The following is a 25,984-nucleotide window of genomic DNA, read 5'->3' as shown; positions in this document are numbered from 1 at the left end:
GAATAAACCTCTTTATTAATTATCAGATGAATATCATATATAAATATGACCATTACCATATAGTATTATTATATAAAATATATTAATATTTTATTTATTGGCTTTTGAATAAAGAAATAATTATCCATAAGTGAATTGTTGAGATTGCTTTATTTTTTTTTACGATACGTCAGCGTTTTCCTTTTTTGCCCCAAAAATGTATGTGTATTAAATGCGCAAATGGACAAAATGAATATCATTTTTTCAAACTGAACAAACTGAACATTTCAAATTAAATGAACAAAAAGGGCTTTCGTATAACGCTTACATCCATTTACTTTCGTACCACAATTGTAACAATACTTTAACTTTTTGAAAAGGGGAAGATATCAACCAGTCATATACGTAAACAAACTGATATACTGTTAAGATTGCTTCTTTTGTTACTCCTCATAACCGCCTGCCTGCCTAGAGTTCTTGAAAACAAGAACATTAAAAAATGCATTTATAAAACCCACTATTGCTATGCATCCTATCTTTACTCCTAAGGGGTCGTTAAGGGCTGTCACTTCATTAATTCTTCTACTATTGCTGATCATCACAGCGGGTGGATCTATCAATGCCCTGGGAACCAAACCCATTCCTGTTGCACATGGCAATTTGAATAAGGGGGACCTCAACTTCCTGGTAAATTATTTAAGGCTGCATCCCTATGCACCACTGAATCCTGATAGAGTTATGGGCAATCGCCGCGCTGCGGGCCCGCTCTGGAGCTATGCCTCTGGTCAAAGTCAAACCACCGCTGGTGGCTGTTTGCTTTGTACCGTTAATAATCCGCAGCTCGCGATCGATGGAGACACTTCCACCGCTTCCACGCTGGTATTGGCTGCAGGCTTAGTGGGTAGCATCGGACAGAATTTGCAGTTCTCCGGCTCTTATCTGGCAGGAGACCAGGTGGCCATCGACCTGGAAATTCCCAACCAGATCTATACAAAACAATTTTTATCGGCAATAAAAATACAGACATCCAACGCCGGTATCTCCAATAATGATCCTGTAACATTAGACAATGCATTAGTAAGAGTACAGGTATTGGGCATTGGACTTGGCACTACCAACAAGTTCAGGGTAGTAGTGCCAATTACAAAAAACTTTGATGCTGTACAGGTAAGTCTTTCTGCCTTGTTCGCTGAACTGGGCTCACTGAAAATCTATGAGGCTGCTGCTATTATCCCGGTAAGAATACCTGCACCACCGGTAACGCCTGTAGGCAGTATGGTAACATTAAATGCTTCCATGCCCCGTGTTTCAGGTGCTACCTTCAAATGGTTCAGCGCTCCATCCGGCGGCACAGCACTGGCTACCGGCAATTCTTTTACTACTCCGGCACTGAGCAGAAGCACTACTTATTATGTGGAAGCATCCGCCGGTGTACCTGGTTTGATAAGCTATGTGCGCACACCGGTACATGTAAAAGTGAGTGGCGGAAACGGGGCGCTATGGAGCTTTGCCTCTGATGAGCAAAGCCCTGTTACAGGTGGAATTGCCTGTGCATTGTGCTTTGTGGATTATCCGGAGCTGGCCATCGATGCCGATACCAGCACTGCATCAAAGATTGTATTACCCGTTGGTATCGCTACCTCAGCAGGACAACGCCTTATTTTCTCCGGCAGTTATAAAGCCGGTGATAATATCTCTCTTGATCTTGAAATTCCGGGAAAATTATATACTAAACAGGCGCTGTCTGGTATCCAGATTGAAAGCTTTAATAATGGTGTGTCTAATGGTGACGTTACCAATATTGGTGCTGCCCTGATCCGTTTACAGGCCCTGGGCGTAGGCCCGGGAGGCATCAGCAAATTCAGGGTGGTGTTGCCGGTAACAAAAGATTTCAATGCAGTACAGGTAAGCCTGTCGGCCCTCTTCGCCGAATTTGGCGCACTGAAAATATACGAAGCAGCAGCTTTTGTACCCGTAAAAGCAACACCTGATACGGTTAGTATTACGGCCGGCCAAACAGCCAGTCTTACTGCTTCTATTGATCCGCGCATGGCCGGAGCCACCTTTAAATGGTATGCTGATTCCATAGGAGGAACCGCACTGGCTACAGGTGCAAACTTTACCACTCCAGCACTTTCCGCTACTACTAACTATTATATTGAAGCCACCACGCCGGATGGCCTTCACAGTTTTGTACGCACACCTGTATATGTTAAAGTAACAGGGGGCGCCGGCGCTTTGTGGAGTTACGCAGATAACCAGACAAGCCCTATTACCGGAGGCGTTGCCTGTGCGCTCTGCTTTGTAGATAGCGCAAACCTGGCTATAGACGGTGATACTACCACTGCTTCTAAGATAGTATTGCCGGTAGGTGCGCTTACTTCTGTAGGACAGTTGCTGAAGTTCCCCGGCAGTTATAAAGCCGGCGATAACATTGCACTGGATCTTCAGATACCCGGTACCATCTACACTAAACAACTGCTCTCTGCTGTAAAGGTGCATACCTTTAACGGTGGGGTTGATAATGCTGATCCTATTACACTGAACAGTGCCCTGATCCGTTTACAGGCACTGGGCATAGGTATTGGCGGTACACCCAAATTCCGGGTGATCATCCCTGTACAAAAAGATTTTGATGCTGTGCAGGTGGATCTTTCTGCGCTCTTTGCAGAATTTGGTTCACTGCGGGTATACGAAGCTACCGCATTTATACCGGTAGCTGTTGCTCCTGATTCAGCCAATGTGGTGCGTGGTAGCAGCGTAACTTTCGCTGCCAGCATCGATCGCGTGCCGGGAGCATCCATCCGGTGGTTCAGTACTCCTACCGGAGGAACGCCGCTGGCAACCGGTAACAGCTTCACGACACCACCACTGAACCGAACCACCACTTACTATGCAGAGGCTACCGGCACAGATGGTAAAAAGAGTTTTGTGCGTACGGCAGTTCCGGTAACAGTAACCGGAGGCGTGGGACCATTATGGAGCTTTGCAGACCAGGAACAGAGCCCGATCACGGGTGGTGTAGCCTGTGTGCTTTGCTTTGTAGATAGCGCCAACCTGGCTATTGATGGCGATACCACCACAGCTTCTAAATTAGTATTGCCTGTAGGTGCACTTACTTCTGTAGGACAACTGCTGAAATTCCCCGGTGGCTATAAAGCCGGTGATAATATTGCACTGGATCTCCAGATACCAGGCGCCATTTATACCAAACAATTATTATCAGCAGTAAAAGTACACACGCTTAAAGGTGGTGTGGACAATGCTGATCCTATTACGTTGAACAATGCGCTGATCCGTTTACAGGCCCTGGGTATCGGTATTGGCGGTACACCCAAGTTCCGGGTGATCATCCCTGTGCAGAAAGATTTTGATGCGGTACAGATTGACCTCTCTGCACTCTTTGCAGAATTTGGTTCCCTGCGTATATATGAAGCTACCGCGTTTATCCCTGTTACCGTTACACCACCGGCGCCTGCTACAACTGCAGGAGGTACTGTGGCATTAACAGCCGGCATTGATCAAACCAGGATAACCAATCCTACCTTTAACTGGTTTACTTCTCCCACCGGCGGAGCACCTGTGTTTAGTGGTACCACCTTTACCACACCGCCGTTGGCACGTAATAAAACCTATTACGTGGAAGCCAATTCACCGGTTGATGGATTAAACAGCTATGTACGCACACCGGTGTCCATCAAGGTGGGTGGCGGGCCAGGCATCATCTGGAGCTTTGGCCAGGACCAGGTGAGCCCGATCACTTCCGGTATTGCTTGTGCAGCCTGTGTTATTGACAATGCAGACAGTGCATCTGATGGCGATACCACAACAGCTTCCAGATTTACAACAGGTATAGGAATAGGTACTACACTGAGCCAGCAGGTGATCCTGCCTGGTGTATATGAAGCGGGCGACAGCATCGTGCTTTTCCTTGACCTGCCTACTGATCCTATCGCCAATGCCCAGTTATTACCTAATATTACTGTTCAAACATTCAATAATGCAATCGCTGGTCCGGCCGTACCTAACAACGACCAGGTATTACTGAATAATACAGGCCTGGTGAGGTTACAGTTACTGGGAGCAGGTTTGAACGGCACCAATAAGTTCCGTGTAACCATTCCTGCTACCAAGCAGTTTGATGCAGTGCAGGTAGGTCAGGCTTCATTGGCGGCATTGTCTTCCTCCATGCATTTGTACGAAGTAGTAGCTGCCATCCCGGTGAAGGTTACTCCATCTCCTGCTACTGTAAATTATAATAAACCTGCTACGCTTAATGCCACTATCCGTGTTCCTAACGCTACCTTCCAGTGGTTTAATACACCTACCGGCGGTGCTCCGATCCCTAATGCAGGCGCTACTTTCACTACGCCTAATTTAACAAGGAACACTACTTATTATGTAGAAGCAACCGATCCATCGGGAACGAAGAGTTTTACCCGTACGGCTGTTACGGTGAAGATAAAAGGTGGTAACGGACCGCTGTGGTCATATGGAACCGATCAGCAAAGCCCGATCACCGGCGGTATCGCCTGTGCACTTTGTACCATACAGGATTCACTGAAGGCTATCGACGGAGATACTACTACTTCTTCCAAACTGATCGCCCCGATCGGTTTAGCAGGATCAGTAGGACAGAAAATCATCTTCCCCGGATCATACCAGAAAGGAGATAGTATTATTGTTTTCCTGAGTTCTCCTGTTGATCTCCTGGCACAGGCAGCTGTATTGAAGAGCATCTCTGTAAAAACATCCAATGGCGGCGTTGAGAATAACGATCCGACTGCACTGGATGCAAATGTCATTGGCATCAACCTGCTGGGTTTAGGTACTGATGGCGAACGCAAGTACAGGGTGGCTATTCCGGCGAAGAATCCGTTTGATGCAGCGCAGGTAGACCTCGGCGGACTGCTCACCGTAAGTAATTCCCTGCGCATTTATGAAGTAGCGGCGAGCATCCCTGTTACGGTTGCAGTAACACCAACAGATACCACTGTAAATGTTGGACAAACTGCCACATTCAATGCCAGCATACCAAGAATACCTGATGCTACCTTTAACTGGTACGAAACCAAAACCGGTGGCACACCGGTAGCCACTACCAGCAGCTTTACAACTCCACCGCTGACACAAGGTAAAACATACTACGTTGAAGCTACTTCTCCGTCTGACGGGCTGGTGAGCTTTGAACGTACAGCCGTTACTGTTCGCGTGAACAATGCCCCAAGTAATGCAGATCTTGCATGCGGTAGCGCCAAAACGCAAACGTTTGGCTCGGTGGGTATCTGTTTGTTATGTTCTGTGGATTCGGCAGCTAATGCAGTAGATAACTCCATCTACACTGCCTCTAACCTGCACACTGTAGTTGGTGTGGGCGGAGGAATGGCGCAGCGCCTGAACTTTGGAAAAGTAGGAAAGCCTACAGATAGCATCAGGATAAGGATAGGCATCCCTGCGTCGTTGGTGGACCTGGGCCTGCTGAGCAATCTTACACTTACTACCTACAATAATAATGTATCCAATGGCGACTCCAGGCCATTGAGCGGCGGCTTGCTGACGCTTAGCCTGCTTGGATCAGAACAGGTGGGTACCCTTACAGTACCTGCAGGTAAAGCCTTTGATGCAGTGCAATTAAGTGTGACCGGTTTGGCTACGGCTGCATCTTCAGTGAAGATTTACTATGCTGAAGTGATCACACCGGTTGCCACTGTGGCCAGTAACAATGTAAATGTATGTAGCGGCACTGCTGCCACATTAACGGCCACCGGTCCTGCTGGTTATGCTTACCGCTGGTATACACAGGCGGTTGGCGGCACACCGGTTGGTTTCGGTCCTAATTATACCACACCTTCATTAACTGCAGATGCAAACTATTATGTGGAAGCGATCACCCTGGATGCAGATAGCTGTGCCAGCAGTGTTCGTACGCTCGTTTCTGTCAGAATAGGACAACCAAGTGTAACAGTAACGCCGGCCTCTGCACAAGTGGCACAAGGCGCTACTCCTACCTTCAATGTAGTGAGCCCTGTTCCTGCCAATAAATACAACTGGTATACTACGCCTACCGGCGGTACGCCTGTTTTCGTAGGACCTACCTTCAGTGTACCTGCAGTAACAGCGAACATTACTTACTATGTAGAATCAACAGATGCAGCAGGTACCTGTAAGAGCCTGAGAACTCCGGTGCCGATCACATTAACCGGTGGCGGCGGACCTTCCTTGCCAGGTGACATCGACTGTGGTGGTGCTACCAGCCAGTTAAGTAGTGCCAATGGTTTGTGTGTGGGTTGCTATATAGAAAAACAAGATTCTTCTGTAGATAATAGTACAGCTACTTCTTCTGTATTACATACCATCCTCGGACTGGCAGGTGCCTATACACAGCAAATGTTGGTCTTCCCGACCCATGGTAACCTGGGAGATAGTGTAAGGATCGGTATATCCGCAAATACCGGTTTACTTGACGCTGGTGTGCTCAACAGCATTATGGTTGGTTCCTATAATGGAACTACCGCCAATGGCGACAATGTTACACTGGATAACGCAGCAATTAAAGTAAAACTGCTTAGCGGTAATCAGCGCGCTGATATTACTTTCAAGCCAGGAGCTGGTTTCGATAGGGTATTTATCAGGCTTAACTCTGGTTTAGCTACTGCGCTTTCATCTCTTAACGTTTACTACGCACAGATCTTTACCGGTGCACCAACAGTTGAAAAAGACACTGTTTACGTATGTACCGGCCAGGCAGCTACACTGAAAGCTACCGGCCCTGGCACCAGCTTCCGTTGGTATAACCAGATTACCGGCGGTGCTCCGTTGGCTACCACTGCTACTTACACAGTTAATAATGTGACTGCTAATGCAGTATACTATGTAGAATCTGTATCCGGTGCAGGTTGTACCAGCACCGCCCGCAAGCCAGTGTATGTAATGGTGGGATTACCGATTGTAACTGTTGCGCCGCAAACAACGAGCGTAAATAGCGGTAGCACGGCAACCATCACTGTTACCAACCCGAATCCGGCCTATCAATACAATTGGTATGATGCGCCGTCAGGTGGTACATTGGTAGCAGCTAATAAAATTACTTTCACTACACCACCGTTAACCGGTGCAAGGATCTATTATGTAGAAGCCTTTGACCCGGCCACCAGTTGCGCAAGCTCTCAGCGCACCAGGGTGTCTGTAGATATTAATATGTCGCCGGAACCAACTCCATGTAGCTATGCCAACCAGCAGCAAAGTCCGATCATTACCGGTGTTTGCCTGCTGTGCGGTGTGAACAATCCTGCGTTTGCAGTGGATACCAACGCCAATTCAGCGTCCACCATCAGTGCTGCGCTGGGTGCATTGGGATATGTAGGTCAGCTGTTGCGCTTCCAGAATACATATGCAGCTGGCGACAGCATCACCATTGATATGGAGATACCAGGACAACTGGCTTCAGCAGCCTTGCTGGGCGGTATCAAAGCAGAAACATACAATGGTACTACTGCTAATAATGATGAGGTTACACTGAACAATGCCCTGATCAGGCTCGACCTGCTGAATGGCAGCAATCGTTTCAGGGTAACGATACCAGCAACGAAAGCATTCAATGGTGTATTGATCAGTATCAACGGCACCATCTCCGTGCTTACAAATCTTAAAGTTTACTTTGCAGCGGCATTCCCGCCACGGCCGGTACTGTCACAAACCAGCTACAGCACTTGCGCAGGTAAGAAAGATACCTTAACTGTTACCGGTCCTGCCGGAGCAGACATCAGGTGGTATGACGCTGCGACAGGCGGTACCCTGGTAGGTTCAGGTAATACCTTCATCACACCTGCTCTTACCACTACCACCACTTACTATGCTGAATCCGGCAAATTTGGTTGTGCCAACCCTGTGCGTGTACCTGCTATTGTAAATGTAGGTGCGGGTCCTGCTGCTCCAACAGCAGCAGCGGTAACGCTTTGCGCAGGTGGTAAGGCAACGCTGGTAGCTTCGGCGCCGGCGGGTGTATTATTCCATTGGTATAAGAGTGCAACCGACACCACTATACTGGCCACCGGAACTTCCTTTGTAACACCGGTGCTCACTGCAGATACCGCTTATTATGTAGCATCCGATAACAATGGCTGTATCAGTACCCGTACAAGAGTACCTGTAACCATAGGTGCGGTACCGGCGAACTTCACTGTTACACCGGAAAATACAACGGTGAGCAGAGGTCAGGGTGCCATCATTAATGCTGCAGCTACAGGCACCGGCATCATCTTCAAATGGTACAGCGCTACCGGCGATAGCCTGTTTGCTGGAACCAGCTTTAATACCGGGCCATTACAAGCCACCTCTACTTACCTGGTAGAAGCGGTTGGACCAAATGGTTGCGCTACTGCCCGTAAAACTGTTACAGTAACAGTACTCGGTGGTGGAGGCAATGATGTACCATGCGATGCCGCTAATAGCCAGACCAACAATGCCAATGGCATTTGTATAGGTTGCTACGTGGAGAATCCCGCCCTGGCAGTAGATAGCGCTGTTTCCTCTTCTTCTACCCTGCATGTGATCGCAGGATTGTTGGGTGGTTATGTACAACAGACGCTGATCTATCCGTCTGCCAGCAATGCGGGTGACAGTGTAAATATCCAACTGAACTTCCCTGTTGGTATCGCAGATATTGGATTGTTATCATCTATACAGGTAGCAACTTACAACGGTACTACCTATAATAACGACAGAGTAGCTATAGGAAACGCATTGCTGTCGCTGAAATTACTCAGTGGCAATCAGCAGGCCATCCTCAGCTTCAAGCCTACTGCTACTTTTGACCGTGTGGAAATACGCCTTAATTCAGGCGCGGCCACACTGCTCAACGCAGTTGGTGTGAACTACGCCAGCCGCCTGGTGGCAGCTCCGCAGGTGGTTGCTGATTCGGTGATCATCTGTGCCGGTGACTCCGCCAAATTGGCTGTGAAGAATCCGGTAACCGGTGTTACCTATAGATGGTACAACCAGGCTAGTGGTGGCAGTGTGCTGTTCACAGGAACCAGCTTCACCAGTAACCCTGTTAACTCAGCTGCTATCTTCTATGTAGAAGCAGGCAAAACAAGCAATGGTTGTATCAACCCGGTTCGTACACCTGTAAGGGTTAACATCGCAACAGCACCTGCTGTTCCTGGTCAGCCATCCACCGTAACAGTTTGCGCCGGTGCAGATGCTGTACTTGCCGTACCAAACCCGGATACCAAACTGCGTTACAACTGGTACAATGTTGCTACCGGTGGAACCAAGTTGAACACCGACAGTGGCTTTACATATAAAGTACTGCATGTAAGTGCTGATACCACTTATTATGTTGAGGCGATGAATAGCTGCGGTACTGTTTCCGCAAGACAGGCGGTAAGGATCACATTGGGTTCTGCTCTGCAGGCGCCAGTGATCACACCATCACCTGATACAGTACGGATTAACGAATCTCCTGTGCTCAAAGCTACACCGCCTGTAGCCAATGCAGTGATTAACTGGTATACATCAGATACTGCTACGCAGATAGCATTTACCGGTAATATTTATTCTCCTGCCGGTAAAGCCACACCAGGCACTACTACCTATTGGGCACAAGCGGTGCTGCAAGGTGGCGCTACCTGTCAGTCTGTACGTGTTCCGGTGAACGTTGTAACCATCAGCGGCTCCGGCCCGCTCGCAGTACCTTGTGAAGGCGCTACCACCCAAACTATTGGCGGCAGCGGATTGCTCATACTGGGTAATGTTTACAACCCTGCGTTCGCGGTAGATAACGATCAAACTACAGCTTCATCTCTTGTAATAAATCTTGGAGCATTAAATGCTACCGTATGGCAGCGCGCTCGCTTCAATGGCGTGTCTGCGCCGGGCGACAGTGTACGTGTACTGTTGTCAAGCCCAAGCCAGGTTCTCTCAGCCGCCCTGCTGGCCAGCGTTCAGCTGACCACTTACAACGGCTCAACTCCTGGTGATTCTATACTGGTTAGCAATCCGATAGTACATCTGAACCTGCTGAATGGTCAACGCCAGGCTGAGCTGACCTTCCTGCCTGCACATCCGTTCGATGCAGTGGAAGTGAAACTGAAATCAGGTATCGTAGGTGCGCTCACCGATATAGGCTTTAACTATGCACGCCGTATTATTACTAAGCCACAGGTACAGGCATCATCCGTGAAAGTATGCGCTGGCAACACCGCTACTCTCAATGTAGCCAACCCTGCAACAGGCATCACTTATCGCTGGTATACCGCTAACGGTACTTACCTGAGCGGTAAAGATGGCAGCAGCTTCACTACCGGAGCGCTCACAAAAGACTCTGTATTTTATGTAGAAGCATTCAGGGCGGCAACAGGTTGCGCAAGCACCGACAGGACCGCTGTGAATGTAAGCGTAACCGCTGCACCGGTTGCTCCTGCTGTAGTGGCGGATACCGCTTCTGTTTGCGCAGGCGCTGATGCAGTACTGGCAGTGTCCAACCCGGTTAAAGGCTACACTTATGGCTGGTACAATGTACCAACCGGCGGTACTAAACTGAATACCGACAGTGGCTTTACTTATAAAGTGGTGAATGTAACCGCCAAAACCATCTACTATGTGGAAGCGAAGAATGACAGCTGCAATAGCGTATCTGCCACCAGAACTGCTGTAGTGGTGCAAACTTCCAACGGGCTCACCGCGCCAACTGTAACACCGTCACCTGCGAGGGTAGGCATTGGACAACAGGCAGTATTGACTGCAACTGCAGGCACTGCCAATGCAACACTGGCATGGTTCCGTACACAAACAGCTACAGATACACTGGCTAAAGGTGCGATATTCTCGCCGGCCGCCAGGAATGCTGCCACAGTAGATACCTTCTGGGTAGAAGCATTCCTGCCAGGTGGCATAACCTGTAAGTCTCCACGTACCTCCGTACTGGTGATTACACAGCCTGTAGTACTCGACACTGTTCCTTGTGAGGCAGCGATCAGCCAGACCATCGGCGGTAGCGGCCTGCTTATCCTGGGCAACGTGTACAACCCTGCTTTGGCAGTAGATAATAATATTAATACCGCATCATCGCTCGTCATTAACCTCGGAGCGCTTAACGCCAATGTGTGGGAACGCGCCCGCTTCAATGGTGTATCTGCCATCGGTGATACCGTGAAGGTGATGCTCTCCAGTCCAAACCAGGTTCTCTCAGCCGCTCTGCTGGCCAGCGTTCAGCTGACCACCTATAACGGCAGCACACCTGGTGATTCAGTTCTGGTAAGCAACCCGCTGGTAAGCCTGAAAGTGTTGTCTGGTACAAGAGGCGTACTGTTGTCTTACGTTCCGACGAAGACATTCGATGCGATCGAAGTGAAACTGAGATCCGGAATAGCAGCCGCATTGACCGCAGTAGACTTCAATTATGCACAGCGTGCTATTGCTGCGCCAAAAGCGAAAGCATCCGGCGACTCTGCAATTTGTACCGGTAAATCCGCTACCCTGTCAGTAGTGAACCCTCAACCAGGTGTAACCTACAGCTGGTACGATAGTAAGGGCACTCACCTGAAAGACAGTGTAGCCTTTATTACTCCGGCCAACCTGGCCGCTGGTAGCTACAGCTACGTAGTGAAAGCATCCAGGAATAGCTGTAACACCGCTGCATCTGCACCGGTAGTGGTTACTGTACAAACACTGCCGGCACCACCGGTAGCCGACACCAGCAACCCTGCAACGGCTTGTATTGATAAGTTGCCGGTAACACTCAAAGTGAAACCTGTAACCGGCGTTACCTTCAACTGGTTCGATGCAAACGGTCAGCAGATCGCTACCAATACTAATAGTTATCAAACAGCTGCTAACCTTGCAGCAGGTACCTATAACTTCTTCGTAGTGGCTTCCAACAGCAATGGTTGCGCTAATGATAGCGGCCGTACGAAGATTTCACTTAACGTAACAAGTGCATCTACCGCTGTAGATATCAACATCTCCGATGTATCCATCTGTGCAAGCGATAGCGCTGTACTGAAACCAACCAGCACCACGGTTAGCAACCCTGTATTCAAATGGTATGCAGATGCTAACAAGGTAACACCGATCACACAAGGCGTAAGCGCAACAGGTGTATTAACCATCCGCGGATTAACTGCCGGAACATATACCTACTACGTAAGCGTAAGCAACGGCGGCAAGTGTGAAAACGCTGCCGGTGATCTTAAAGCAGTTAAGGTAACAGTAAATACAGGTGCTACTGCGGCCGATATCACACTGGCCGACACTACTATCTGCGCAAGTAATACTGTGAAACTGACCGCTACCAGCACCACCGTTACCAACCCTGTGTTCAAATGGTATAAGGAAGCCAGCCTGACAACACTGTTGTTCACCGGTGCAACATATACCACTGGTGTTATAGCTACCAATACCACCTACTATGTAACAGTAGAAGGAGCTAACAAGTGCGCTAATGATGCTGCCAACGCGAAAGCGGTAACAGTAACTGTACGTGATGTACCGGTACCGATCATCACAGCATCTGCTATCAGCATCTGTGTAGGCGATACAACAACATTAACTGTACAGAACGCTGATAATACGCTCACCTATCGCTGGTACAATGCTGCCACCGGAGGTACCTTACTGTTCACCGGTCCGGTTTACAAAGTAACTGGTCTTACCACTTCAGCAGATTTCTATGCAGAAGCATCTGCCGGTGGATGTAGCAGCGCTACAAGAACGAAGGTATCCATAGGCGTAGGTGTGGCACCAACCCCGATACTGGAATCTAACAATGTAACAGTTTGTCAGGGTGGTACAGCAGTACTGAAGGTGACTTCTTCTGTCAATAACATTACTTACAAATGGTACACAACTGCAACAGGCGGTACCGCAATATTCACTGGTCCGATATTTACCACCGGTGCAATCAATACGAACACTTCCTACTTTGTAGAAGCTACCGGTGATACTTCAAAATGTGGTAAACCATCTGCCCGTGCAATGGTAACAGTAACAGCGGTACCGGTACCAGCAGCTCCAATCCTGGTAAGCACCAACGTACAGGGCTGTAAAGGACAGTCTGCTTCACTGGCAATTCAGAGCCCGGCAGCAGGTACTACTTATCAATGGTTTGACGAAGCTACAGGTGGTACGCTGATATTCGAAGGACCGGTATTTAACATTACTGCCCTGGATAGCACCGTTACCTATTATGTACAGGCATTGGTAAATGGAGGCTGCCCAAGCGCCACCAGGACCAGCGCTACCATTAAGGTAAATGCGGTTCCAGCAACGCCGGTAATAACAGCAACTTCCCTGTTCGTTTGTCAGGGTGGAAGCGTAACACTTTCTATTAAAGATCCGGTTACAGGTACTACCTACCGCTGGTTCGATGCAGCTACCGGAGGCAACCTGCTCTTCACAGGCAGCAGCTTTACAACAGGTGCATTAAACGCCAATACTGATTTCTATGCTGAAGCCAGCAACGGTAATTGCAGTAGTACTCAGCGTACTAAGGTATCCATAGGTGTAGGACAGGCGCCGACTCCAATACTGGAATCCAACGCGGTAACTACCTGTCAGGGTACTCCGGCTACGCTCCGCGTAACTTCAGCAACCAACGGTATTACCTATAAATGGTATACACAGGCAACCGGCGGAACAGCTGTATTCACAGGACCTGTATTCACCACAGCTCCGCTTAATACCAGCATGGACTTCTGGGTGGAAGCAACCGGTACTACGGGTCAGTGTGGTAACGCATCTGCGAGAGTAAAAGCTACTGTAACAGTAGTAGTAGCTCCAAATGCACCGGATGTAGTAACGTCTTCTCTGAAAACATGTGCGGGCACAGGTGTTACTGTAGCTGTGAAAACAATACAGCCAGGCATTACTTATCAATGGTATGATGCCGCGACCAATGGCTCATTACTCTTCACAGGACCTGTTTACAGTGTGCCGGTGGTGACAACAAATACCACATACTACGTACAGGCTAACCTGGGCAGTGGCTGCTCCAGCTCTACCAGAACGGCTGTGAACGTATCCGTTGATCCGGCTCCGCCAATTCCAACAGCAGACCTGGATAATGTGGTAACATGCATAGGCGGTACAGCAACGTTCGCCGTTAAGAATCCTGATCCGGCAATGACGTATCGCTGGTATGATGCTCCATCTAACGGACTCCTCCTGGCTACCGGTAATGCTTATACTACCGCACCGCTTGCACAAACTACTGTCTTCTACCTGGAAGCATTGAACAGTGCAGGATGCAGCAGCGCACGTAAAGGATTAACCGCAACTGTAGTAAGCACAATAGATGCACCGCTCTCTGATCCGATCACTGTATGCAGTGGCCAGACTGGTGTATTGATGGTGAAGAACAGGCAGACAGGTGTGATCTATAAATGGTTCACAGTAGCACGTGGTGGTACAGCTGTATTCACTGGTGCAGACTTTACCATCACACCAACTGCAAATACAGTATACTATCTCGAAGCATCTACCAGTGGTGGTTGTGTAAGCGCCAGCAGAACTCCGGTAAATGTATCAGTGAATCCTTCTCCGGCTGCTCCGGCTGTTGCAAATGCAACGCTGCAGGCTTGTCCTGGTCAGACAGTTACACTGAATGCACTGAATCCGGATCCGGCACTTACTTATAAATGGTACACAACTCCAACTGGTGGAACAGCAGTGGCTACAGGAGCTTCTTATACAACATCTCCTGTAAATGCCAACCAGATGTACTACCTGGAAGCAACCAACAGCAATGGCTGTTCAAGCCCAACACGTACAGCTGTTAGCGTAGTAGCAACACCGGCTCCGGGTAAACCAACAGTTACCGGTAACGATAACGGGGTATGTCCTGGTAAAACGGCCACACTCGCTGCGGCATCAACAACAGCAGGCGTCAACTTCCGCTGGTACACAGTTGCTACGGGTGGCACACCAATCTACACCGGTGTAACATTTGTAACACCAGCATTGAATGCAAATACTACTTACTATGTGGAAGCATTTACAACCGGTGGTTGTATCAGTGCAGGACAAAGAACAAGTGTACAGGTAAGTATTGCACAACCGCTGCCGGCACCGGTAGTAGTAGTGGATAACACAACAGCTACCACCATTACCTTCCGCTGGTCTTCAGTAACAGGAGCGCAACGCTATGAAGTAACACTCGACAACGGTATAACCTTCATACCGCCAAGCTCAGGTGCGAACGGAACAACGCATACGGTAACAGGCCTCCAGCCTAACCAGAGCGCTACAATACAGGTAAGGGCCATCGGAGCATCTGAATGTGAAACAAGTGCATTGTCCACAGCAATAACTGGTAAAACAAGTAATCCGCAGGGCAACAACATCTTTGTTCCAAATCTCTTCAGTCCGAATGGTGATGGTATAAATGATATCGAGTATGTATACTCAACTTCCATCGCACAACTCGAATTCAGGGTTTACAACCAGTGGGGTCAGTTGGTGTTCACCTCCAAAGATCAGCGCCAGGGATGGGATGGTACTATGAGTGGTCAGAAACAACCGGTTGGTGTTTATGTATATATCCTGAGGGCTACTATGCAAGATGGAACGGTGATCACCAAGAAAGGTAACATAACCCTCATGCGATAGAAATGATTCATCAGGTCAAGATCACATTAATCATAAAACCGGGATGCGCCACTGCATCCCGGTTTATCCAGAAAATACTAAAAAATGTTCCTATGAAAAGGATTTTTATAGTCACAATAATTTTATGGAGCAGTTTATTGCCCCGGACGTCTGTAGCCCAGGTCGATCCTCACTTCTCACAGTACTATGCTTATCCGCTATGGCTGAACCCAGCGCTAACGGGTGTAATAGACGGTGATTACCGGATCAGTGGCGACTACCGTAATCAGTGGGCCAATTATGGCAAGCCGTTCTCAACGGCAGGAATTTCTATTGATGCTGCCACCGATAAGAATGTTGGCGTAGGCCTGAACGTGATAAATATGTCTGCAGGAGATGCCGGCTACAATCACTTCAACGCGATGGCCAGCGTATCCTATAGCGGCGTGAAATTTGGACCTACCAAAACCAGCCGCCTGGTATTTGGTATCAATGCGGGTTTAATTAACAGGCGACTGGATCCTGCCAAGTTTCAGACAGGTAGCCAATATCAGCCGGTTACAGGTTTTGACCCTAGTATTTTCAATGGCGAAAATGTAAACAACACAACTTCCACACAATTTGATGCCGGTGCGGGCGTAGTATATTTTGATGGTAATCCCAATCATATGTTCAATCCGTTTGCCGGATTTGCTGCAGCTCACCTTACTCAACCAAAAGATCCTTTCTCCTCTGATGGAACCGAAAGAAAATTACCAGTACGCTACCTGGTGCATGGAGGAACAAAGATCAAATTAAACGAAGCACTGAGCCTTACGCCTACCGGTCTTTATATGAGACAAGGGAATGCGGAAGAGATAGTTGCCGGTATGTATGCGCAACTAATGGTAAACCCCGAATTCGACTTCCTGGTGGGAGGCAATTATCGCTTTAACGATGCGGTAATACCTTTTGCAGGATTCCATTTCAAGAGCTTTACGCTGGGGTTGAGCTATGATGCCAATACCTCCAATATGCGCAGACTGGTGAACGGCAGCCAGAGCTTTGAAATATCACTTTCTTTTATAAGCCGGAAAAGAAGGGTGCTTAATGAAGAATACTTTATTTGTCCCAGGTTATAATTTATCAAAAACCAAATCAGAATGGAGGCAAAAATTTATACAGAAAAAAGAAATGAAACCCTCATGAAAAAAATTACACTCTGTTGGCTGGTGGTTTTTACAGGAATAATGAGCACCCTTCAAGCGCAGTATGTTTACGATTTTAAACATACTGCAGACGTTTTTTATAATTCAAGGGATTATTATTCTGCAGCACAGTACTATAATAAAGCACTGGGAACTTTTAAGATCAAGCCGGAACAGGTATTGCCGTATACTGCTTCAGGCGCTGCCGCCCCAACTGGTAAATTGAAAGATTATCAGCAGGTGGTAGCCCGGTTGGCCGAGTCTTACAGGCTCTTTTATGATTATGGAAATGCGGAAACATGGTATGCACAACTGGTCGGCTTTAATAACCCCGCCTTTCCCCAGGCACGTTATTGGTACGCTGTCTGCCTTCGGTACAATGGAAAATACCAACAGGCGCTGGAGGAGTTTAAAAAATTTAAACAAAGCTATACTGTCGCCGATGAACTGTCTGTAAGAACCCCGCTTGAAATCGCCTGTTGTGAATTTGCTCTCTCCGAAGCCAATAAAGAACCGAGATTTACAATAGAAAAAACTGCCGGCAATGTAAATGAGGGCGGAGCAAATTATGCACCTGTGATCCTGGATCAAGGTACCCTATTGTTTACTTCTTCCCGTGCCGAAAATCCACCGTTGCCTACTACCACTAAGCAGCCCACTACCAAAAAACAAACAAAAAAAGGAACCCCCTATGTAAATGACCTCTACACTGCTACCGGAAGTGGTAATACCTTCGATAACAGCCAGAAACTAAAGATCCCTGCCGCTAAAGGATATGACCAGGGGGTATCTGCAATTACCCCGGATGGTAACTCACTTTATATCACCCGCTGGTCTATGAAAGACGGGGTGAAACAATCTGCTATCTATTTCAGTAGCCGCCAGAACGGAGCCTGGTCCGAGCCCAAAATACTCGGTGAAAATGTGAACGTGTCCGGGTACAATTCTATGCAGCCTTATATTACCGCCGACGGGAAATATCTGCTGTTTGCCTCCAACAGACCAGGGGGTATGGGTAAAAATGATCTTTGGTACTGCATTATGACCAATGGAACTCCCGGTGGCGCTCGTAACATGGGTACAACCATTAATACAAAAGATGAAGAACAGGCGCCGTTTTATGATGCGGAGAAAAACCTGCTCGTGTTCAGCACTGATGGCCGGGTAGGTCTGGGTGGTCTTGATTTTTTCCAGAGTGAAGGCGATTTCGGTACGTGGTCTGCCCCTGTTAACATGGGCAAACCATTGAATTCACCAAAGGATGATATCTATTACACTGCTTTGGATAATACACATCCCTTTGCAGCAGGATTCATTAGCTCCGACAGGGAATCCATCTGCTGCCTGGAGGTATTCAGCGTTCAACGTATCCGCAAGTTAGCAAGCGGTCTTATCATCGACTGTGATACACACCTTCCGCTGCAAGGCGCCACTGTTAGCCTGTTGGATACTGTGAGGAGAAAAACCATTCGTAAAGTTACACTGGATGCCACCGGAAGATATACCTTCGAAGTGGATCCACAGCGCTACTATAAGATAATCGCTGAAAAAGAGAACTACTTCACCAAAGCACTCTATTTTAATACTGATTCACTGGTAAGGATCGATTCTATGGATAATCCTACCCTTTGTCTCAAGCACTACGAAATAGAAAAACCAATTGTACTCAATAATATCTACTACGATTTTGGTAAAGCCACCTTGCGTGAAGAATCTAAAATTGTATTGGATACAGTGGTGGAAATGCTGAATGACAATCCTAAATTAACCATTGAAATGAGTGCGCACACAGATAGCGTGGGCTCTGTCAAGTTCAATGATAAGTTGTCGCAAGCACGTGCACAATCCTGCGTCGATTACCTGATCAGCAAAGGCATTTCTCCGGAAAGGCTGATTGCTAAAGGATATGGTAAATCAAGACCAATTGCACCGAACTCATTGCCTAATCATAAAGACAATCCTGAAGGACGTCAGCTTAACAGAAGGACTGAATTCAAAGTATTGAAAAGACAGGTTCAGGTGAAAGCGGAAGATGACAGCAATAGTAGTCAGTAAGTTTTTCCCTTAACCGGCTTATCAGCCGGAATACTTCCATATCCTGTAATAACCATTTAGAGCCGGCCGTTTGGCCGGCTTTTTTATTGAATGTCCGGGCAGATATATAATTAGTAGTCCTATCTAAATAAAGAACACGAAAAAGAGGCTGTATCATAACTAACTTAATGGGTGTGAGAATCGCAAATACGAAAATTTTCTCCACCCGGTACCCGAGTAAAATCGGGTAAAAGTTATTTATGATACAGCCTCTCCTGTTAGTTCTAATGTAAATTTCCGGTTGTTGATTAGTTGCTTTTGCCAAAGCTGCCTATAGCAATAGTGTCGGCTGCTTTCATTACTTTCAGGTAAGAACTCAGTTCCAAGGCATTGTTATACTTGAAGGCAGTGTCTCTCTGAACGCCACCTGGCTTGGAAACCTTAATGGTTTTTACTTTAGTCAAAAGATCTATTTTCAATGCAGCGCCAGTGCCTTTAAATGTTCCCTTGATCAATGTGTCTGTTTTGGGAGCTGCAGCAGTACCAGCGATCAGGTAAACGCCATGATCCGCATCCTTAATGTTTTTGGTGAGATTCAGTACAACGTTTACGCTGCTGTCTGTATTCTCAGAAATAGTAATGTCACCTACTTTTTTATCTTTATCAGCGCCGGTTCCCTTCAGTTCAAACGACTTGGAACGTGGTGTTGAAGGAGGTGGTGTTGGATTGTCGTCATCTTTACAGGAGCTTACAGTAATACCCAATACAGTAGCGATCACTACTCCGCTCAGGAGTGTGTTTTTGTTGAACATAAGCATGATTTCAGTTTTATAAAGGTTTTACGATTGTGGTTTTTTGATTGTAAATTTTTGTGATTATGATCTTTGTTTTAATATAGGTTTTTCAGCGCTTACTAGAGATGTTAAACGACAGTGGAAATAAAAAGTTACAGATACAGGTAAAGTTTTTTTTAAATATTTTTTTCCATTGCCTGTAACCTTTACCTATATTGAATCGTAGCAGGCTTGTTTTCTTGTCATGCAGAAATACCTATTGTAACTAACATTAACGCACATCTTCGAAAAGATGATTTTTTGTTGATTGAAAAAATAAATTAAATTTGTTCAGCATCATTTGATGCATGAACTGATAGCATATGAAAATTTTTTAAGACCACGGTACTTCCGCTTGTCGCTCTCCCACTTCTCCTGTTTTAGTTTGCGGTACATATAATGTACTGTTCCTCGTTTATTGTTTTCAAAATAAGTTTATGCCTGTTTTAACGAAAACGTCCAGACGTGTAAGTCGTTTTTTGCAATTATTTAAGATAGCCGTTACCGGTAGTGAAAAAGAGTTTACCAAAGGGAGCATCAACCGGGCTATATTCCTGCTCTCTATCCCTATGATTCTTGAAATGGCGATGGAATCCCTGTTTGCGGTAGTTGATATTTATTTTGTAAGTCACTTAGGTGTTAATGCTATTACCACGGTAGGGCTTACAGAATCAGTACTTACCCTGGTGTATACCGGGGCTATGGGATTGAGTATGGCTGCAACAGCCATGATTGCCCGCAGAACGGGAGAAAAAGATCCGGATGCTGCCGCCCATGCTGCAATGCAGTCTATCTACCCCGGTTTGTTTATTTCCGTGCTGATAAGTGTAGCAGGAATATTTTTTGCGAAAGATATATTACTACTGATGGGAGCGGCCAGTGAAGTGGCAAATTACGGTTATGTATATACACAGATACTACTCGGCGGAAATATAGTGATCGTTTTATTATTCCTGATCAACGGTATTTTCCGGGGTGCCGGCGATGCCGCACTTGCGATGCGTTCATTATGGATTGCCAATGGGCTTAACATTGTACTATGCCCGCTGTTGATTTCGGGCTGGGGGCCAATTCCGGCATTGGGGTTGAAAGGCGCTGCCATTGCCACTTTTATAGGAAGGGGCACCGGGGTTGTATACCAGTTATATCACCTGGCAAAAGGAAAGGACCTGATCCGCATTACGAAGAAGCACCTGGCGCCGGTATTTTCGCTGATCGGGGCCATTCTTAAAATTGCGGCGGGCGCTACAGCGCAAATGCTGATAGCTTCTGCCAGCTGGATCTTCCTGGTACGTATCATTTCTCATTTTGGGAAAGATGCAGTGGCGGGGTATACGGTTGCCATCAGGGTGGTGATCTTTACTATATTGCCTGCCTGGGGAATGGCGAATGCCGCTGCTGCACTGGTCGGACAAAATCTGGGTGCTCAACAACCAGAACGTGCCGAGCAATCGGCCTGGAGGGCGGCTTTCTTTAATATGATCTTCCTGGCCATTGTAGCGGTGATATTTATGATATGGGCGCCGGCCATCATTGGTTTCTTTACAGAAGATACGGTGGTGATCAATTATGGTGTGCAGTGTATACGGTTAATGAGCGCCGGGTATGTCTTTTTTGCCTATGGTATGGTGCTTACCCAGTCTTTCAATGGTGCCGGCGATACGCGGACACCTATGCTGATCAACATGTTTATTATGTGGCTGTTCCAGATGCCCCTGGCCTATGTATTGGCTATTACATTCAAAATGGGGCCGGTAGGGGTTTTCTGGGCAATGGCTATATCTGAATCTACTTCGGCCCTGGTGGCTATATGGCTGTTCCGGAGGGGTACCTGGAAGCAGGTAAAGATTTAGCTTTCTGCTTTCTGTTTAAGTAATTACCTTTGCGAGGTTTGCATTAAATTTTTACATAATAAAATAACTTAATAAGCATGTCACTCACTGTCGTAGGTACTATGGCGTTCGATGAAATCGAAACCCCCTTTGGAAAGTCAGGCAAAATCATTGGTGGTTCCGCCACCTACATCGCATGGGCAGCGTCTAACTTTGTTAAGCCTATTAACCAGGTATCTGTAATTGGTGAGGACTTCCCTGATTCAGAACTGAAAGCCCTGACTGCTAAAGGAGTGGCGCTGGATGGCGTGCAGATGAAGAAAGGAGAAAAATCTTTCTACTGGTCCGGCAGATACCATATGGATATGAATACCCGCGATTCACTGGCAACAGAACTGAATGTGCTGGCCGATTTCCAGCCGGTTATCCCGGAAAGTTACCAGGGAAGTGAGTTCCTCATCCTGGGTAACCTCACTCCACAGGTTCAGATGAGTGTGATAGACCAGATGAAAGTGCGTCCCAAACTGATCGTGATGGATACCATGAACTTCTGGATGGAAGTAGCACTGGATGATCTGCTGAAAGTGTTGAAAAAAGTAGACGTATTGATGGTGAATGATGGGGAAGCCCGCCAGTTAAGCGGTGAATACTCCCTGGTGAAGGCAGCCCGTAAAATTATGTCGATGGGCCCCCGTTACCTGATCATCAAGAAAGGAGAGCATGGTGCATTGCTGTTCTTTGAAAATCATGTGTTCTTCGCTCCTGCTATGCCGCTGGATGATGTATATGACCCAACCGGCGCAGGCGATACCTTCGCTGGAGGCTTCATTGGTCACCTGGCTAAAACAAAGGATATTTCTTTCGAGAATATGAAAACCGCCATCATTGTAGGCTCTGCTATGGCCTCTTTCTGTGTGGAGAAATTCGGAACAGAACGTATCCGCGAAATTACTCACGAAGATATTGCCGCCCGCCTGGAACAATTTGTTCAGCTGGTAAATTTTGATATCGACCTGGTGTAGAGCAGATTTTGTCTGACTCAGGATTAAACTGATTAAACTGATTAGGCTGATTATGCTGATTTGATTTTGTAATGATTTTATAAAAGGCTAGGGGAGAAATAAGCGAAAGTATGCGCTTAAATCTCCCCTAATCATTTTAAATCCAAAGTAATCCAATCAGCCTAATCAGTTTAATCCTGAGTCAGACAAAATCCGCTGCAGTCGCCGGAGGCGACCCCATTATTTATATATCGCATTAAGGATGGCTGCCAGCCTCAACCCACCCCTCAACAGCTGTTGATTCAGGTTATCCACAAAAACATAATTATAACGGTAACTGAGCTTGGAATCAGGCTGGGTATAGGCATAGATCTGATCGGAAAGCTGGTGGGAATCAAACATCCAGTCGGCGATAGAGCCCTGTTGTATGGCTTTAACTTCCGCCGCAGAGGCGATATCCAGCGCCTTGGTGTATTCGGTATAGCTCAGCTGCTGGAAATCGATCAGTTGCTCATCCCATACTTTATGCAGGTTGGAAGGTTTATCAAACCAGGTCACGGCAATTTTATTGCCACCCATATCTTCATCGCGCCCTACATGCAGTGGCTGATGCATGTCGCCTATCATGTGAACCAGGAAAGTGAGGGCGAACCGTTGTTTATCTTTTGGAAGTTTACGGTTTTTCAGCTCTTTTATCATGGCCTGCGTTTGGGTATACAGGTTTTCGCCGGTAGCAGCCTTCAGCAGCTGGTCAAATTGCGCACGGTCGATATGGCCGGGGAAATCGAGGTAATGCCACTTACTTGTATGATCATATTGATGTGTGGTGTCTGATTTGATAAAATCAGGCCAGTTGGCGATCATTGCCAGGCTTTGTTTACCCAGAATGTTGGTAATAGCTTTACGCGCCTGCGGGGTGAGGTGAAGCCAGGCTATTTCGGCGGTAATACGGTGGCCGTTCGGGCCCCAGGCAAAAGAGGCAAGGGGTAACAGGAAGGCCAGTATCAGCCCCGTTAAAATTTTTTTTCTCATAAGTCCGTTCTTGATTGTGGCAGCAAAATTAAAGCATCTTTTTTAACACTTTCACTTCCATATTCTTTAGTATTTTTACAGATACTGCTCAAATACAATTTCAATATGTCTTTTAATATACATGCGCCATACGCTCCCGCTGGTGACCAGCCGGAAGCGATCAAACAATTAACGAAAGGAATAAATGAAGGAGAACCCTTCCAGACATTGCTGGGAGTAACCGGTTCAGGTAAAACATTTACAGTTGCCAATGTTATCCAGCAGGTACAGCGCCCCACCCTGGTGCTTACCCATAACAAAACGCTGGTAGCCCAGCTTTATGGCGAACTGAGACAGTTTTTCCCGGATAATGCGGTGGAATATTATGTTTCCTATTATGATTATTACCAGCCGGAAGCTTATATGCCGGTAAGTGATACCTATATAGAAAAAGATTTGGCCATTAATGAAGAACTGGATAAACTCCGGCTAAAAGCTACCTCCAACCTGCTTTCCGGTAGAAGGGACATTATAGTGGTGGCCAGTGTATCCTGCATTTATGGTATTGGTAACCCTACCGACTATGAAAACGGTATCATCCGCATACAGAAAGGACAAACGGTGAGTCGCAACACGTTGCTCCACAGCCTGGTAAATTCCCTGTACAGCCGCACTACCGGCGATTTTAACCGGGGAAACTTCCGGGTAAAGGGAGATACCCTTGATATTAACCTGCCTTATGTGGATTATGGTTACCGGATTACTTTTTTTGGAGATGAGATAGAAGAGATAGAAACCATTGATGTGCAGAACAGTAAGCGGATCACAGTAGTGGATAACGCTGCTATCTTTCCTGCAAACATGTACCTGGCGCCTAAAGATATGATGCAGCAGATCATATATGAAATACAGGATGAGCTGAAGGCACAGGTAGAATATTTTAAAGCCAACGGTAAGCTGATAGAAGCACAGCGTTTATCCGACAGGGTGAACTATGATGTGGAAATGATCCGTGAGCTGGGATATTGCAGTGGTATTGAAAACTACTCCAGGTTCCTGGACCGTCGTAAGCCGGGCGCGCGGCCATTCTGCCTGCTGGATTATTTCCCGAAAGATTTCCTGCTGGTGGTAGATGAAAGCCACGTAACCATTCCGCAGATTGGCGCCATGTACGGAGGCGACAGGTCCCGCAAACTGAACCTGGTGGAATTTGGATTCCGACTGCCTTCTGCACTGGACAACCGGCCGCTGAACTTTTATGAATTTGAGAATATGTTGAACCAGGTCATATTTGTAAGCGCCACTCCGGGCGACTATGAGCTGAAGAAAACAGAAGGTGTGGTAGTGGAGCAGGTAGTTCGGCCTACAGGCTTGCTGGAGCCACCTATAGAAGTAAGGCCCAGCGTGAACCAGGTAGACGACCTGCTGGATGAAATAGACAAGCGCGTGCAGAAGGGGGACCGTGTGCTGGTGACCACGCTTACAAAGCGCATGGCCGAAGAAATGGACAAATATCTGGGACGTATTAATATTAAGTCGCGCTACATCCACTCCGAAGTGGATACCCTGGAACGTATTGAGATTTTGCGTGATCTGCGGTTAGGTAATATAGATGTATTGGTAGGGGTAAACCTGCTGAGGGAGGGGCTGGATTTGCCGGAGGTATCGCTGGTGGCCATCCTGGACGCTGATAAGGAAGGATTTTTGAGAGATGAGCGCTCGCTGACGCAAACCGCCGGGCGTGCGGCTCGTAATGTGGATGGGTTGGTGATCTTTTATGCAGACAAGATCACGGAAAGTATGCAGCGTACTATTGATGAAACAGACCGCCGCCGGGAAAAACAGATCGCATTTAACCTTGAGCATAATATTACACCGCGTACTGTCCGTAAAAGTAAGGAGCAGATCCTTGGGCAAACTTCTGTATTAGAGATCAAGCACTTTGATGAAAATTCACCAATGGCTATTCACGATGAAGTACAGCTGGTGGCGGAAGACGCAATGGCATATGCAAAATCATCCGCGGCCGGTGTGAAAACTATCCCGCAGATGGAGAAATCGATCGCTAAAGTAAAGAAGGATATGGAAAAGGCAGCCCGCGATCTTGATTTCATGGAAGCGGCCCGTTTGAGGGATCAGATGTTTGCCATGGAGCGTGAATTACTTGAAATGAAGCAATAATTGACTTCGTAATTTCAGAACATTATATGTAATTATTTATAATATAAATTAGTTGTTCCAGCAATTAAAGTAGTAAAAATATAATTTATATACTATTATTTACCAGGTGCTTATGAGCTTATCTTCCTTGTTACAGTAGCAAGTGCACCTGGTAAATTTGAAAAATGTTAACCTTTCCTTAATATTCTTCTAACTGCATTGATAACCAGCATTTTAAAGCATAAAATTGACCCGTTAATAGCCCTTATATCTTAAAAAAATATAATTAATATTATTATTAATTGTAATATCATTGATTTAATCCTAATTATCGTATCCCTTATTCAAATATTTCTATTTTT

At 46.9% G+C, this 25,984-nt stretch carries 8 protein-coding genes; 6 read left to right on the top strand and 2 right to left on the bottom strand.

Going from position 1 to position 25,984, the window contains the following annotated elements:
- Positions 1-504 precede the first annotated feature (504 nt).
- The 3 genes from FN124_RS08665 (at position 505) to FN124_RS08655 (ending at position 18,806) form a co-directional block, all read left to right on the top strand.
- On the top strand, positions 505-15,585 hold the full coding sequence (locus FN124_RS08665; protein WP_142684347.1) for an Ig-like domain-containing protein: 15,081 nt from the start codon (positions 505-507) through the stop codon (positions 15,583-15,585).
- A 92-nt stretch (positions 15,586-15,677) separates the two neighbouring features.
- Positions 15,678-16,685: a PorP/SprF family type IX secretion system membrane protein gene (locus FN124_RS08660; RefSeq protein ID WP_142684346.1), complete on the top strand. Its 1,008-nt coding sequence runs from the start codon at positions 15,678-15,680 to the stop codon at positions 16,683-16,685.
- A gap of 63 nt (positions 16,686-16,748) precedes the next feature.
- Complete coding sequence (locus FN124_RS08655) at positions 16,749-18,806, top strand: OmpA family protein (protein WP_185937134.1); 2,058 nt, start codon at positions 16,749-16,751, stop codon at positions 18,804-18,806.
- A gap of 287 nt (positions 18,807-19,093) precedes the next feature.
- Here FN124_RS08655 and FN124_RS08650 read toward each other — a convergent pair whose 3' ends face one another.
- Positions 19,094-19,603 carry a hypothetical protein gene (locus tag FN124_RS08650; RefSeq protein WP_142684344.1) on the bottom strand — a complete coding sequence of 170 codons (510 nt, stop codon included), beginning with the start codon at positions 19,601-19,603 and terminating at the stop codon, positions 19,094-19,096.
- Between the two features lie 452 nt (positions 19,604-20,055).
- Between FN124_RS08650 and FN124_RS08645 the strand changes: the two genes are divergently transcribed.
- Complete coding sequence (locus FN124_RS08645; RefSeq protein ID WP_142684343.1) at positions 20,056-21,471, top strand: MATE family efflux transporter; 1,416 nt, start codon at positions 20,056-20,058, stop codon at positions 21,469-21,471.
- Positions 21,472-21,548: 77 nt separating this feature from the next.
- Positions 21,549-22,472, top strand: a complete 924-nt coding sequence (locus FN124_RS08640; protein ID WP_142684341.1) for a PfkB family carbohydrate kinase — start codon at positions 21,549-21,551, stop codon at positions 22,470-22,472.
- A gap of 219 nt (positions 22,473-22,691) precedes the next feature.
- Here FN124_RS08640 and FN124_RS08635 read toward each other — a convergent pair whose 3' ends face one another.
- Positions 22,692-23,483 carry a S1/P1 nuclease gene (locus FN124_RS08635; RefSeq protein WP_142684340.1) on the bottom strand — a complete coding sequence of 264 codons (792 nt, stop codon included), beginning with the start codon at positions 23,481-23,483 and terminating at the stop codon, positions 22,692-22,694.
- A gap of 105 nt (positions 23,484-23,588) precedes the next feature.
- Here FN124_RS08635 and uvrB point away from each other — a divergent pair, with 105 nt between their 5' ends.
- On the top strand, positions 23,589-25,643 hold the full coding sequence (gene uvrB / locus FN124_RS08630; protein WP_142684338.1) for an excinuclease ABC subunit UvrB: 2,055 nt from the start codon (positions 23,589-23,591) through the stop codon (positions 25,641-25,643).
- Positions 25,644-25,984 lie beyond the last annotated feature (341 nt).

The sequence above is a fragment of the Chitinophaga polysaccharea genome (assembly GCF_902150045.1).
GTDB classification, from domain to species: Bacteria; Bacteroidota; Bacteroidia; order Chitinophagales; family Chitinophagaceae; genus Chitinophaga; species Chitinophaga polysaccharea_A.
Note: the sequence above shows the minus strand (reverse complement) of the source record. Positions and strands in the feature narration are given on the sequence as shown.

Coding starts and splice junctions, on each gene's coding strand:
- FN124_RS08665 (WP_142684347.1), top strand. CDS start 505: ATGCATCCTATCTTTACTCCTAAGGGGTCGTTAAGGGCTGTCACTTCA.
- FN124_RS08660 (WP_142684346.1), top strand. CDS start 15,678: ATGAAAAGGATTTTTATAGTCACAATAATTTTATGGAGCAGTTTATTG.
- FN124_RS08655 (WP_185937134.1), top strand. CDS start 16,749: ATGAAAAAAATTACACTCTGTTGGCTGGTGGTTTTTACAGGAATAATG.
- FN124_RS08650 (WP_142684344.1), bottom strand. CDS start 19,603: ATGCTTATGTTCAACAAAAACACACTCCTGAGCGGAGTAGTGATCGCT.
- FN124_RS08645 (WP_142684343.1), top strand. CDS start 20,056: ATGCCTGTTTTAACGAAAACGTCCAGACGTGTAAGTCGTTTTTTGCAA.
- FN124_RS08640 (WP_142684341.1), top strand. CDS start 21,549: ATGTCACTCACTGTCGTAGGTACTATGGCGTTCGATGAAATCGAAACC.
- FN124_RS08635 (WP_142684340.1), bottom strand. CDS start 23,483: ATGAGAAAAAAAATTTTAACGGGGCTGATACTGGCCTTCCTGTTACCC.
- uvrB (WP_142684338.1), top strand. CDS start 23,589: ATGTCTTTTAATATACATGCGCCATACGCTCCCGCTGGTGACCAGCCG.